At 66.7% G+C, this 13,242-nt stretch carries 11 protein-coding genes; 6 read left to right on the plus strand and 5 right to left on the minus strand.

The features are described from left to right. Positions 1-56: 56 nt before the first annotated feature. The 5 genes from AWX74_RS36190 to AWX74_RS36205 are packed head-to-tail and all read right to left on the minus strand — an operon-like array spanning position 57 to position 4,901. Positions 57-1,595, minus strand: coding sequence for an SCO6880 family protein (locus AWX74_RS36190; protein WP_341271991.1), 1,539 nt, complete (start codon positions 1,593-1,595; stop codon positions 57-59). Positions 1,596-1,601: 6 nt separating this feature from the next. Continuing rightward, positions 1,602-3,152, minus strand: coding sequence for a hypothetical protein (locus AWX74_RS39725; protein ID WP_165615937.1), 1,551 nt, complete (start codon positions 3,150-3,152; stop codon positions 1,602-1,604). Positions 3,153-3,186: 34 nt separating this feature from the next. Next, entirely contained in the window at positions 3,187-3,912 is a 726-nt protein-coding gene (locus tag AWX74_RS36195; protein ID WP_131799630.1) for a DUF8175 domain-containg protein, read from the minus strand. 36 nt (positions 3,913-3,948) lie between these two features. Next, positions 3,949-4,329 (minus strand): hypothetical protein, encoded by a 381-nt coding sequence (locus tag AWX74_RS36200; protein ID WP_091286194.1) that lies wholly within the window; start codon positions 4,327-4,329, stop codon positions 3,949-3,951. Further along, positions 4,326-4,901, minus strand: coding sequence for a hypothetical protein (locus AWX74_RS36205; protein ID WP_091286197.1), 576 nt, complete (start codon positions 4,899-4,901; stop codon positions 4,326-4,328). The genes AWX74_RS36200 and AWX74_RS36205 overlap by 4 nt, the downstream gene beginning before the upstream one ends. 438 nt (positions 4,902-5,339) lie before the next feature. On the opposite strand from AWX74_RS36205, the gene AWX74_RS36210 reads away from it, so the two are divergent. The 6 genes from AWX74_RS36210 (at position 5,340) to AWX74_RS36235 (ending at position 13,202) form a co-directional block, all read left to right on the plus strand. Next, the gene (locus tag AWX74_RS36210) at positions 5,340-6,329 is read left to right on the plus strand and encodes a C40 family peptidase (RefSeq protein ID WP_165615938.1); all 990 of its coding nucleotides are present in this window, start codon (positions 5,340-5,342) and stop codon (positions 6,327-6,329) included. Between the two features lie 1,530 nt (positions 6,330-7,859). Then, a complete protein-coding gene (locus AWX74_RS36215; RefSeq protein ID WP_165615939.1) occupies positions 7,860-8,834 on the plus strand; it encodes a ParA family protein in 975 nt (324 codons plus the stop codon). 236 nt (positions 8,835-9,070) lie between these two features. Next, complete coding sequence (locus tag AWX74_RS36220) at positions 9,071-9,505, plus strand: hypothetical protein (protein ID WP_091286207.1); 435 nt, start codon at positions 9,071-9,073, stop codon at positions 9,503-9,505. A gap of 444 nt (positions 9,506-9,949) precedes the next feature. Continuing rightward, positions 9,950-10,390, plus strand: a complete 441-nt coding sequence (locus AWX74_RS36225; RefSeq protein ID WP_091286211.1) for a hypothetical protein — start codon at positions 9,950-9,952, stop codon at positions 10,388-10,390. Between the two features lie 250 nt (positions 10,391-10,640). Then, on the plus strand, positions 10,641-11,018 hold the full coding sequence (locus AWX74_RS36230) for a hypothetical protein (RefSeq protein ID WP_091286214.1): 378 nt from the start codon (positions 10,641-10,643) through the stop codon (positions 11,016-11,018). A gap of 360 nt (positions 11,019-11,378) precedes the next feature. Next, entirely contained in the window at positions 11,379-13,202 is a 1,824-nt protein-coding gene (locus AWX74_RS36235) for a helix-turn-helix domain-containing protein (protein ID WP_091286217.1), read from the plus strand. Positions 13,203-13,242 lie beyond the last annotated feature (40 nt).

Here is a 13,242-nt window from a genome sequence, read left to right on the forward strand (position 1 = left end):
CAAGGAGGTCAGATCATCCCGGCTATGCCGGGGGTGTGACCGAGCTGCGTGTCGGCTCATCCCCACAGCCCCGCGCTGGGCAGGCCGAGCCCCAGGGGCAGGGTGGCGGCGAAGGCCGCATCCTGGGCCATCCACAGCCGACGCAGGACCAGCCGGCAACCCTGCCCAGCCGCGTCCGCCTCCAACTCCGCGCAGGCTTCCTCCAACCGCTCGGGATCAGTGACCGTCACCGTGAGGTAGCCGGCGAACCGCACCAGGCCGTGACCGAGGGCGTTCTCAGCTTCCTGACGTTGGGCGTCAGCCAGGGCCTGGCGTTCGGTCGTGCGCACAATGCCACCGGTGCGCTGACGCATGGATACTGAGAACGACGAGCGAGTGATGTCGCCCAGCACGGCCCGTTCCGCCTGCGACGGTGGAAGCGGCTCGTAGAGCATCGCCACCGCGCGGCGCGCGGTCGCGGTCGACCGCAGCACCGGAACCAGCCCACCGGCCGCCACCGGCGAGCGCGGCCATTCGTACACCTGATAGGTCACCGACCATCCGCCGTCGTGATGGTAGGAGCCCAGCAGCGCCTCCGCTGCAGCCGGGCCCGCGAGCGCCAAGTCCACCCCCGCCGGAAGGCCCGCCCAGGTCGGGTCCGCGGCCGCGGCCCGGTGCGCCGTATGCGGTGCCGCCGAATGCGGGTCGAACGCCGTGCGGATCACCTCCGCCAGATCGCGTACTGCAAGCCAACGCCGAACCTCGATGCCCGCCGAACGCATGCGGTCCAGCGCCGCTCCGACCTCCCGGATCAGGACCGCCGCCGCTCCGGTGTCCCCCCCTCCCGCAGCCTTGATCGCTGAGCGGGCCCGCTGCTGGGACAACGAAATCGTCAGGTAGGCCTCGTGCCGAGACTGCCAGACTTGCTGCCCCCCCAGCAGCGCCGCCGAGGTCCGGGCCGCCAGGTATGGGGCGTCGGCGCTGGTGTGTGCGGCGGTCCACTGCACCAGCTCGGCACCGTCCTCAGGCAGATACCGCTGGTACAGCCCCACCCGGGACACTGGTTTCCCCTCCTCACACCAGCCGGCGAGCAACCCACCCCAGGTGCCCACCCGGCGGGCAGCGGCCGCGGCGTCAGCCAGCGCCAGCCCGGGAAACTCGATGTGCAGAACCAGCGTGTAGAGCTGCTCATACGGGTGATGCACGACCGCCACCGGCATGCCGGCACCCCATTCCTCCTCGAGGAACCGGAGCGGGGCCAACACCCCCGGTAGATCCATCCTCGGAAGTCCGGTCGGATCCGACGGATCCGCCGCCGGCTGCCACGCCGCCCCCGCGTACCACGTCTCGCGCCGAGTCCTTGCACGTCGAAACCGCACCATTCGCAGCACCCACTCCCCTACCGCGAGCCCCTGCACCCGCAGCCATGCAGTGACCAGCAGGACACCAGAAAGCGGAAGCACCACGGGTACCGCCGACCAAGCCCCGTAAGCGACTGTGGACCCCGTCATCACCACCGCAGCAACCACCAACAGCGCCCGCGGCACGCTCAGCCCCAACGCCCAGCTACCGGCCCGGTCCCGTTTCCAACCGTGGTAGGTCTCCACCGAGCTCACTGACGCCTACTTCCCATGTCTGCCTGCTGGGCCCGATCCGGACCTCTGACCGATGGGGAGAGGGACAACCGGCCTCACTGGCGGCCGGCCGTCGGGTACCTGCTCGGGCTCGACAGGCGGGACCACCGGTCCCGAGGGCTCAGGCCGGGTGGACGGCGGCCTCGCGATCGGCAGACCGTCGCCAGGCCGAGAGATCATCGGCCCGTCCGGCACCAGCGGTCCCTCGATCACGCCGGGATCCGCCGCAGCGGCCAACCCACCGCCGCCGGCCCCATCGGGTGCCGACGGCGGTGGCACCGGCGCGGGCGAAAGCGCGGGCGAAGGCGCGGGCGAAGGCATGTCGCCCCCGCCACCAGGACGTGACGGCGCTGCGGGCCGCGAACGCCCTCCCCCACGTCCGCCCCGAAGCCACGGAGTGTCCGGCGACTCGCCAATACCCCCCAGACCCGCGTGCGCCGCCGTACGGCCCATGCCACGCTGGAACCCACCCACCGCAGCCATCGCCGCAGTCGCCGCGATCGGCAGAAACCCCGCGCCGGCCGCTGAGAGCCCGCCACCGCTGGAGGCCTGACCGGCCCCACCTGCTCGCTGCAGGGCGACCGGGTCCAGCGGGTTACCCGCACTCTGATTTCCCATTCCGGAGAACCGCGAGCCCAGATTCGAGGCGGCGCCGAGGAGTAGCCCGAGACCTCCAGATACCTGCCCATCCACATCGATGGCAAAGAACCGGGCCAGCGCCGGCCAGCACAGCACAGCGGCAGCCAACGTCATCAACGCCACAATATTCGAGGTCAGACCCTCCGCAGTCTCGGCTTCCTTAAAACCGAGCGCGAAACATAGAGTGATAGATGGTGGCACGAGAAGTAGCCGGAACGTCGCCATCGCCTGCCGCTGCCACCACACCGACGTGGCCTCAGACAGCAATCCCGAGGCTCCGATCGGCGACGTCGCGACCAGCGCCGCGATCGCCAACTTCACCAGAAGAATCTCCGCCCACAGCACCAGGAGAGTCACGATCGAAACAAGCGCAAATACCAGTGTCAGTGCAGTATTGGGCTGCTGTACCGTCACCTGCCTTGCACGATCAAGGAAATTTTGCGCATCACCGTGGGTTTCCGTTACGATCCAGTCGCAGATGCCCCCGGACAAGCTTGCCCCCGTCTGTGTGACCGTCACGGTGACAGCGATCGCCAATGCCGCTTTCGCTAGGCCAACAAGAGCGGCTGTCACATACCGTCCGTCAGCGGCCAGCTGCGTCCGCACCACCGCGATCAGGAGCACCAGCACCGCCACCAGCGCACCCAGCACCGTACACAGATCGTAGATGCCCTCAATACCCTCACCGTCGAAACCGACACGCGAGATATCCGGCCATGCCGATATGAAACTTTCTATAAGGCCAAAGGCGGCATCTGAGAACTGTCTTACAATCGCACCCCAAGCGCTGCTTGCAACGGCGTCGCTAACACCTCCGAAGACGTCTCCAGCTAGATCTCCGGCGGCGTTTAGGTTCCTACCTGCAAAATCCTTCAGGCCATCAGTGAACGTGCCCGCCAAGCAGTCCGGGCCTAGCTTTTTGTAACCGCTACAGTCAGCCAAGCCGGAACTCCTCCCAGCCGGCCGCCCGGATCTGGGCGGGATCGTTTGAAGTAGGAGTGCGAAGCTCTATTGGAGCATCCTCGATCGTATCCAGACGCCAGTCGTCCTCGAACCATACAAGAAGATGGGAAGCCGTCCGGAAAACTGTCTTGACCGGGCCTCGGGCATCGCCAACCTCCATGGAATCCAGCAGCGCTACCACGACCTGGTCGTCACTAGCCGATACGATCTTTACGCCAAGGGTGATAATGGTCGCCCACAGGTCGGGGGACATTGTCTGCCCCCTGAATTCCTCCTGAATCTCTGGAATCGCTGATGCGATGAGGTGCTGCGAACCGATGGTCCGCAGAACATCGACCTCTCTGGATTCATTGACGGGAACGATTAGAGAGTTCCAGCGGACGATGGCAGAGGCGGCGCCATCGGTCGTGTGGGGAAAGCCGACCGGTACACCGTTGGCCGCAGTCCTGGCGGGACGCGGCAGGATTAGCGGCTCGGAAGACATGCCCGTCGTGGGTGACACGACCGGTTGCGGTGAGGGGATTCCGAACCGGGTGGGCGCTGGGGGGGTTGGGGCCTCGTCGTCATCGCCTCCCGTGACGACAAGGGTCAGGATGACCGTGATGGCGACCAGGGCCACGGCTGCGAAGGAGACAAGAAGGCCGGAGGGGCGTCGGGACGGTCTACCGTTCGGTGACATCTGCTGGGTCAGACTCATTTATCGGGCTCTCCTGTTTCCCGTCCCGTCGACAACTCAGATCGCCAGGTTGTAGAAGCTGTTCACGAGCGGGATCGCGATGCCGACCAGGAACCCGCAGCCGACCGCCCAGACGAAGGCAGTCAACCCGCGGTCGAAGTGCTGCGGGCGAGCCGTCATGCGCGCCCACCCAGTGAAGCCTGCAGAAACCAACGCCGCGATCCCACAGGCGGTCACCGCTCCGTACATCGCCCAGCCGAGAATCCTCTGCAGCGCCTCCGCGCCCTGCGGGGGAAGATCGGTCAGACTCGGGTTCACGGGGCCGAGCGGGTCGCGCTGCGTCGGAGCGCCACCTCCCCCGGTGCCGGGGCTCTGAGTGGCAGGAACCTGGGTATCCGCCAGCAGAAGGGTGCCTCGGGCCATGAGCTCCTGGATCATGCGGCTTCCTCCAGCGCGAGTCGTCGTACCAGAGCATCGGCAGCGTGTTGGGCTGCTCGGCCGCCGTGACCAGCCTCCAGCCGCCCCGCGGCGCGCACGGAGGGCATATGGGGTACGCGCACGAGCGCGCCGACTTCGCCTTCCAACATCACCATCCGGGCAAGTGTCGGCCTGGGGATTCGGCCGTCGCTGATGTCGACGACCGCAGCCACCAAGTCCTCAGGTGCTACTCCGGCCTCACGCAAGGCCCGGGCGGCACCGATCGCCTGTTGCAGGGGGCCGGTAGCGGATGCCGACACGAGCACGACACGCACTCCTGGCTCGGTCATCAGCCGGTACCAGGAGTCGGCGTACAACAGCTGCAGGACGGAGTCGTAGGAGTCGACGACCAGGGTTGTCCAGGCAGGGTCAGCAGTCTCCACGATGTCGATCGTCTCGATTCGCGTCATGGGGGCCTCCGGCGCGAGGACCTGGTAGTTGCCGCGGTAGCCCGGCATCGCGACCAGACCGTTGCGACCCCGCGGCAAGTTCCTCCTGGAGCTGAACAGCCCCGGAGCATCGTCGATGAGCACGAGTGGTCCGGCGGCACACAGCCTGCGTGCGAGAAGATCCGCGGTCGTTGATCGGCCCATCCCTCCACTAGCCGCCACCACCAGCACAAGATCGCTCATCGCTGGCGCATCAGGAGCCGCAGGCAGGGCCGCGGACGTGCCAGGTCCGTCCATCTCCTCCTCCTCGCTCTGCGGAACCCAGCCCCGTGACGTTGCGGACATCCCGGCGCACCCCCGGTAGCGGCTGTAGCTGGATATGACATAGAGCGAGATGACTTGCGCGTATTGCGGTGGATGGACTCGTCACGGTAGCGTCATCCTCACAGCAAATCAAATCTAATGATCGTAAACGAGATCATGTACACGTGAAGGCAACATAACGATCACAAACGCATCGTTCCGAGGGTTGTGATGGCCGCGGAGTCCACGTCCGGGTCCACCTCACCCACGTCGCCGATCGTGATCGCCGTGCTCGCTGTACTCGTCTTCGGCGTCGCTGGCACCGGAATCCTCGGCGGTCTCGCCGGCGCTGGGGTGTTCTCGTCAGGCGCCGACGACACCAGCGCATCGGCGGTGACCGGCCCGGTCGCCGGCATCCCCGCGGAGTACGTCGGGCCAATCATCAACGCCGGTCGGTCCTGTCCTGCCCTCAGCCCGGGGCTACTGGCCGCACAGCTCCAGCAGGAGTCCGGTTTCAACCCGCTCGCGCGATCGTCTGTTGGAGCAGAGGGCATCGCCCAGTTCATGCCCGGCACGTGGGCAACCCGCGGCCTCGACGGTGACAACGACCACCGTGCGGACCCCTTCAACCCAGCCGACGCAATCCCGGCCGCAGCCCGCTACGACTGCGCATTGGCCGCATCCGTCGCGCACCTCGGCGACCCTGTCCGTCTTATGCTCGCCGCTTACAACGCTGGCCCTGGGGCTGTTCTCTCCGCCGGTGGTGTGCCGCCCTATCCCGAGACACAGACCTATGTCGCGAAGATCATCGCCGCCGAGCCTGCGATGACCGCCGCGCTCGCCGCAGCCTCCACGCCGAGCGGCACAGTTGCCCCAGCCGCCCGAACTGCCATCGCCTACGCCCGCCAGCAGCTCGGCGAGCACTACCTATGGGGCGGCACGGGCCCCGATCTCTGGGACTGCTCGGGACTTGTCCAAGCTGCCTACAAGGCAGCCGGCGTCTCTCTACCCCGTCGAACCTTCGAACAGGCCGGCGAGTCTGGGCCGAGCATCCCCGTCAACGATGTCTCAAGGTGGCAGCCCGGTGACCTCTTGTTCGCGGCCGGATCCGATGGAACCCCAGACAACCCCGGCCACGTAGGCATCTATCTCGGAGATCGTCAGGTACTGCACGCCCCGAAGAAGGGAGACGTTGTCAGGATCGTCGACTTGGACCACTACCTGACGGTGACCGGTGTCACCAGACCAGCATCACTTGCGGGGTACTGAGCCGAGAGTCTCCGAAGTCCGCCGTCCTGGCGTCCTCGTCTCCTCGCCGCACCACACCCCCGACGGAGTGGCTGACGATCCGGGATGCGATCCCCACAGGACCCTCGAGGTGAGGCATGCCCCCTGGCCATGGCCGGCCAGGACGCCGCCCACGAAGCTAGCTCATCCTTCGTGAGTTGACCATGGTCGTACCCGACGCTGCCGCCATCTGCTCGCGTCATCGCCGGCGTCGGCGCAGGCTTCTCGGCCTGCTCGATGAACGGGCACCGTCCTCACCAAGGACGTCAACACCGCCTCCGCCTGGAATGATGCGTACTCGCCGAGGGCTCGCTGCCAGATGTTTGATCCAGCAGCCGCCATCAAACCCTGCGTGCCAGCCTCGATGCTGACCTCTCACCCCTCCATGCCCACAGTGAAACTCTCTCCTCTGCCTCCGGACTAGCCCGGTCGCCTCGCACATTCGGCAGCTCCATCTGCAGCGAGGTCCGCTCCCAGCGCGTCAACCACGCCCGAACCCGGCCCTGTGCTTGTCAGCCTTCGTCAGCCTCAGCGATGCTGCCAGCCCAACACCTAGCTCGACCGTGACAGCGCTGGAGGAGCTCGCGGGCGACGCGGTCCTCATCTGCCTCTGCCCCCGGCCTCGGCCTCCTCTACGTCGTCACGCGCGTCCGGAAATCACCTACGCCGCTTGGCGTCCACGGCCAGGAAACCCTGGAGATAGGCCCTCTGACCTCTGGAATCTTGCGCTTCTGCGTAGCGATGCAAGACGACGACCCCTCGTGCGAGAGTCGGAGTACACGCATGGCATCCCAGCCGATCAACACCAGGTTGATCAACCTTGCTTGATCATCTATACACTCAGGCTGGTGCGTGGAGGCATGCCTCTATGTCGCCAATAGTGCTCGCACGTTTGTTCCCAATAGTTCCCGCACGAATGAGGCCAATAATGAGTGATAGGTGTGCGGCATGATATGGAGCAACAATGCATCTCCACTATTAGGCGAGGTGACTCGCCACCGTTTGACGAACCTGTCGGGCCAACCTAGTGGGCAGGGTTGGAGGTATATAACGGGCGCTGGTGCGATCCCCTTCGCGAGCCCCAAGCGAGGGTCACGCACTTCCCGGCATCCGACCACGTGGTCATCCGGGGACTTCGCCACGTAGGTGTACGGCTGTCGATGCCACCACAGGCCCATCAGGACGGGTAGCTGAAGTTGAGGGGCAACACGCTGACGTCCACCCACGTGCGCCCGTCACCACTTGCGGCACGGCGGTGGTTACGGTCCAGCAGTGTTGATGTCTCCTCCGGCCTGCGCAGCCGGATGCACCTCACGATGCCCTGCCTTGCGAAGGCGCGTGGACCAGTGCGCGACGCACTACGTGAGGACACGGGGCTGTGGGGTGCCTGGAGAGGTTGGGTGACACGTACGTGGGCTATTACGTCGCCATGTTCTCTGCCCCTACACTCAAGCCCTGCGGCCTCTATCCCTCTTGAGCGGGGGAGTAGGGGGGTGGTCCTCGACCAAAGAGGTGGGCAGCGTGACGACAGACCCGTGGACACGACCCGACGAGCCCAGGTTTCCTCACGAGAACCTGGAACACGTCATCGCCGTTGGGAACGGCAAGGGGGGCGTCGGGAAGACCACCCTGACCACCAACATCGCTGCCCTCGTCGCCGCAGGCGGCGCGAAGGTCCTCATCATCGACGTGAACGCCCAGGGCAACTGTGGCGAGGACCTCGGCTACACCGGACAGCCGGAGATCGACGACGACGGCAAGGGCCTCGTCGACGCCATCCGCTACGGCACCCCTCTCGTCCCGGTCCGTGCCGTGGGGGGGCGACCCGGGCTCGACGTGGTGCCCGGGGGAGCGGAGGTCCGTCAGCTTCCGACGTACATGTATGAGCGGTTCGCCGACTCCGGGGAGTTCGCCACCCTCGCCTTGGCGCGCTCCCTGCTGCCGATCGCCAGCCAGTACGACTTGATCTTGATCGACTCCCCGCCGGAGAACCGTCCGCTACAGCAGCTCGTCCTCGGTGCCGCACACTGGTTGATCATCCCCATCAAGTCCGACGACTCGTCGCGCAAGGGCATGCAGCAGATCGCCTACGAGTTCGCGCGAATGCGTCGGGTCAACCCCAACCTCGAGCTTCTCGGCGTAGCCCTGTTCGCGGCCGGCACCAGTGCTCGCCGCATTCGGGAAGAGGTGCGTCGCGACGTCGCCTCTGACTTGGGTGGGCGCGATCTCATGTTCGAAGCAGTCATCCGCCACGCCGAAGCCCCGGCCCGGGATGCCCGCCGCCGTGGACAGCCGTTCCACGAGCTGGAGGTTGCCGCAGCGAACGGACCGACGGGCCTCGACGTCTTGCGCGGCCTGGCGGATCGGTCACAGTTGATCGCTGGATCGTCCGGCGCAGTCGCCGCTGACCTGGCGACACTGACCCGCGAAGTCCTCACCCGGCGCGCAGCACTGCTCGAGGAGACGGAAAGCGTGGTCACGGCATGATCGACACCTCAGGCGGCGAGCTCGGTGCGCCGCGTCGCATGCCCCAGCAGGACCTTGGTCAGCTGTTCGCACGTCCGGACCGGACGGCAGACTTGGGGGACCTTGTCCGGCGGCGGCCAGCCGAGCCCCCGGCGGAGCCTCCGGCTGACTCTCCGGCACCGCGGCCCGCACTCGTTCCGGTCTCCCCGCCGAGTAGCGCGCCCTCCGACGGCGCTGAGGCGGTGGCCGCGTCGGCAATGGACACGGCCGCGTTCGCTCCCCGGCACATGCACCCCGGCCAGCACGACGAGATCTCTCCGACCTCGACCGTGCGCGTCACCGCGATCCTGGTGAGTCCAACCGTCTTCAAGCGTCTGGAGGAATTCCGTCGGGCCGTACGGGGGCGCACCAACACCTCAATCCTGCTGCAGGCCTTGGACGAGTGCCACGGCCGGATTCCCGACCTCATCAACGCTGCCCGCGCGGCGGCACAGCCACGCGGATCACTGTTCCCCGCCCGCGACGATCGCCTGCGCCTACCTGGTCACGGAGGAATGCAGGTACAGGTCCGACCGACCCTGGCTCAGCTAGAGATCATCGACAAGCTCGCCCATGGCCACGGGCTCGACAGCCGCTCGCAGCTTGCCGCCGCTGCTCTCAACGAGTTTCTTCCCGGACGCAAGGACCGCTGACACTACGGGGCGGCGGCGAGGCGAGTCTCGCCGCCGCGTTGGATGCCAAGGGTCGACGCCTACATCGTTATGCCGACCCGCGGCCGCCCCCAACGGTCCGCGCCGGCGGCAACGCCTGGCCGCCGTGCGCCGAACCACCGAGGCGCCGCTCTCCAGCCCCCGCGGCCATGGGGGAGAAAACATCGCCTGGCCGCCCCTTCGTCGCGCCCTGCGGCCTCTCGCGATCTCGCCATCCATGGACCCGGCGGCGCGTGCATGGGACTGCCGCAGAGTAGGGACATGGCCATGACGGCTGGCAACGCACACACCCCACCCGCAGAGGCTCGTGTGCTGCTCAACCGAGCCGCCGAGTGCTCCCGCCAGGCAGCAGAGATCGATCTGTAGCTGCCCAACGCCGCCCGTGCCGTCGAGATCCTGACCGCGACCGCCGAGCAATGCCGCCAGGTGGCCACCGCCTTCGACATCGACCCGACACTCGCCGATGAACGCCGGACCTCCACCGGCCGGCTGCGCCTCGTCGACCTTGTCGCGGAACTCAGTCGCCAGATCCCGCCGCTCGTACGCCATGCGCTGTCCACCCGCAATCTCGACCGCTGGCCTACCGGCGACCGCTGGGCCGAACTCGAAATACTCGCCACCCGCGGCGCCGAGCTCGCAGCCCGGGCCTTCGCCGAAGTGCCACGACGCGACCACGCCACCGTCACCGGCTCCCAAGCGATCTCTCTCCTCCGCCTCGCTGCCAACCGTGACCGGCTGCAGGCCGCTGCGGCTGCGATCCGGGATGCCGTGGCCCCAGCGGTACTCCGTCTACCTCACCCCGCCGACGAGGTCGGCGAACTCCTCCGTATCGCCACGCTGGACTCCGCAATCAGCCGGGAGACCTAACCACCCGGCCTCCTTTCGCACGGCCGAGCGGACTCAGCATTTACTTGGCAAACGCCGTTGTCAACAGTGATGACTATCCTGGACGGGTAAGTTTGATCATGACGGATGGCGCTCGACGACTCTCACACCGCTCCCACCTCGTCGAAGATCCAGAGTCGACCTTGGCGTCAAGTAATCGCAATCGATGCAGGTAGTGAGACACATGCATGCACAACGTTGGGCGACACGCCAGGCGATGTCCTAGTCATGCATGAGCAAGCCGGACATCATCTGTCCTATGTCGCAGCTGAAGGGACGTCGCCGCCGTCTGCACGTCGGTCCGACCAAGACGCTCCAGACGAGGGTCGCACTTGAGGATCACAGCGGCTTTCACGAGGTCGCGGCCAGCACCGGGCTTGGCATCAGCGAACTCTTGGAGGAGCTCGTCAAGACGCACCCAGTCCTGCTCGCTGCAGCTAGCAACGCGGCCGCACTCGGTATGTCGCTCGGGGAGTTCCTTACTGCGCTGATCGTGCAGTGCGAGGTCGACGACAGCGGCCAGCCCGTGTGGGCTGGGGGAGCGGCGCGCACGGGCGGTACACCAGAGCTGCCAGGCATTCGGGAGGGGCTGCACGCCTCAGCAGCATGACCGCGCTCGGATAGGCGAGCCCATCCCCTACCTGATCAAAGACGAAGGAGAGAACTAGGCACAACGAAAAAACGACGGTCCGGGAGATCTTGCTTGGCGGCTGACTCCCGTGACCGTCGTCTCTAACGACCGGAGGTAACGATAGCACCCGCGCCTTCGGCGGGTGAAGTGCTGCCTGAAACCGGTGTGTCCGGCTCATCGTGCGCTGGGCGTACGCATTCGGCATCGCAACCCGTCGACGCATCCATCCAACTGAAGATAGTTGATCTTGAAGGGGTGTCGGCGACCGTCAGAAATGGCGGTAGTCAGCCCGACGAGCTTTGGCGTGCCTTCGCACCGGCGATCGCAGGACAGCCGCGAGTGAGGATCAGCCGTGGCGGCCGCTACTTCGCCCGCTACGAACAGGCACTGACGCCACGGAGACCCTCCGCCGCAGCCGCCGTCCGTACCTATGACGACGACGGCTACGCGAAGACGCTCGTCCTCGACCTCGACATGGCCAGCGGCGGCCGCCGCCAGGTCCTCGCTGACAGCGCGGCCGCCGCAGCACTCGCCGCGGCGATCGGCGCACGCGCCTTCGCGGACGAGTCACCAAGCGGTGGACGCCACATCTACATTCCGCTGGCCACCCCACGCCACCTGCAGGAGATTCGCCCAGTCGTCCGAGCTCTGCGCCTCTTGCTGCCCAGCCTGGACATCAGCCCGATGTGCAACCTGGCCGCCGGATGCATCCGCCCTCCCGGCGCCGCGCATCCTCGCCTAGGTGGCTACCAGGTTCTGTGCTCACCCCTGGCCGCAGCTCTCGATGCAGTCCAGCGGCCGAACCCCGACGCGGTCTGGGACCGGCTACGCGCCCGTCTCGCACCTCAGATCGCACACGACGAACTCCCCGCCGTCGTCCCCGACTCCGCCGCGCCCCAGACCCAAGCAACTACCCGTCGGCCGCTGTCCGACCGCTACGAACAGATAGCCCGAACGGCGGAGTACGACACCACCCGCTACGCAACGCCCAGCGAGGCACGCCAAGCGGTCATCACATCCGCCGTGGCACGAGGCTGGACATCGCCCGACATCCAGGCCCAGCTGTCCGACGGAGGGTGGCCCGGGCTGGCCACCCTCTACGCCCGCTACCGCAGCCACTGGAGCACCGCGCTGCAGCGAGACGTGGAGAACGCTCGCGTCTGGATCACCCAGCGAAACGCAGCATCGCGAGAGCTTGTCTCTCATCACCCCACAAGTGAGCACACCCCACAGGGGGGGCACCCTCGAGCGTTACAGAAAGTTACAGGTGGAGCCGGCTCTCTCACACGCGGATCGGCCGAGGAGTACCGGTACCTCCGGCAGTGGTGGTCCGCTGTCCAGCTCTCCGCAGCCCAGCGATACCCAGGGGAACGAGGCCTCACCCTCCGAGCCGTCCTGGCAGCGATGGGAGCGGCGGCCCAGCAGCTCGGCAGCCGATACGTCGCACATGGGACACGCTCACTGTCGCTCGGAGCGGGGGTTGACCCGACGACCGTCGCCGGAGCCCTGCGGATCCTGCGCGCCGAACCCGACCCCTTCATCGAGCTTCTCGAAGACGACCGTGGCCCGGGAGGAGACCTCTACCAGCTGAGAATCCCCACAGCACTCGTCGAGGCGGTCACAGTCAGACCATGGCCGAGAGGTCGTATCCCTGCCGTCGACCCGGTCTTCTCGGCCGACGGTCTCGGTCTCCCCGCCCACTTCGTCTACCAGGCTCTACCTGCTGAAGGCTCGGTCATGGCTCGTGGCCTCCAAACGGCCGCAGGAGTGTCGCGTGCGGCCTTGTACCGCGCGCTCAACCATCTCGCTGACCACGGTCTCGCGCGCCGAGTAGTCGGCGGATGGCGCCGAGGCCGTCGAGCACTCCTGGCCGTCCGTGACGATCTTGATCTCGGCTCGCGACTCGCGGCACGGCATGAACGATTCGCGGCCGAACGACGGAAATGGTGGGCCTACCTCGGCTACGTGCCAGCAACGACCAGCTCTGGTCAGCTCCCCGCACCAGACCTACCTGGCGAAGCCAGCGACGACCACAGTTCCGTCGAGCCCATCACGGCGATTGACCTGCTGATGGACCGGCTCGGCGCTGTGCTTGTCCCACCTGATGATCTCGACTCGTTACCGCACCCGGTCGAGCTCCCCCACACCTACCTCCCACCGTGACCGCCCTATTTCTGACGGTCGCCCAGGACGCCGGATCGAG

Source organism: Parafrankia irregularis (assembly GCF_001536285.1).
In the GTDB taxonomy this organism is placed as follows: Bacteria; Actinomycetota; Actinomycetes; order Frankiales; family Frankiaceae; genus Parafrankia; species Parafrankia irregularis.

Bases quoted from the DNA above. Each gene is read 5' to 3' on its own strand.
- AWX74_RS36195 (WP_131799630.1), bottom strand. From the start codon at position 3,912: ATGAGTCTGACCCAGCAGATGTCACCGAACGGTAGACCGTCCCGACGC.
- AWX74_RS36200 (WP_091286194.1), bottom strand. From the start codon at position 4,329: ATGATCCAGGAGCTCATGGCCCGAGGCACCCTTCTGCTGGCGGATACC.
- AWX74_RS36220 (WP_091286207.1), top strand. From the start codon at position 9,071: ATGGACACGGCCGCGTTCGCTCCCCGGCACATGCACCCCGGCCAGCAC.
- AWX74_RS36230 (WP_091286214.1), top strand. From the start codon at position 10,641: ATGAGCAAGCCGGACATCATCTGTCCTATGTCGCAGCTGAAGGGACGT.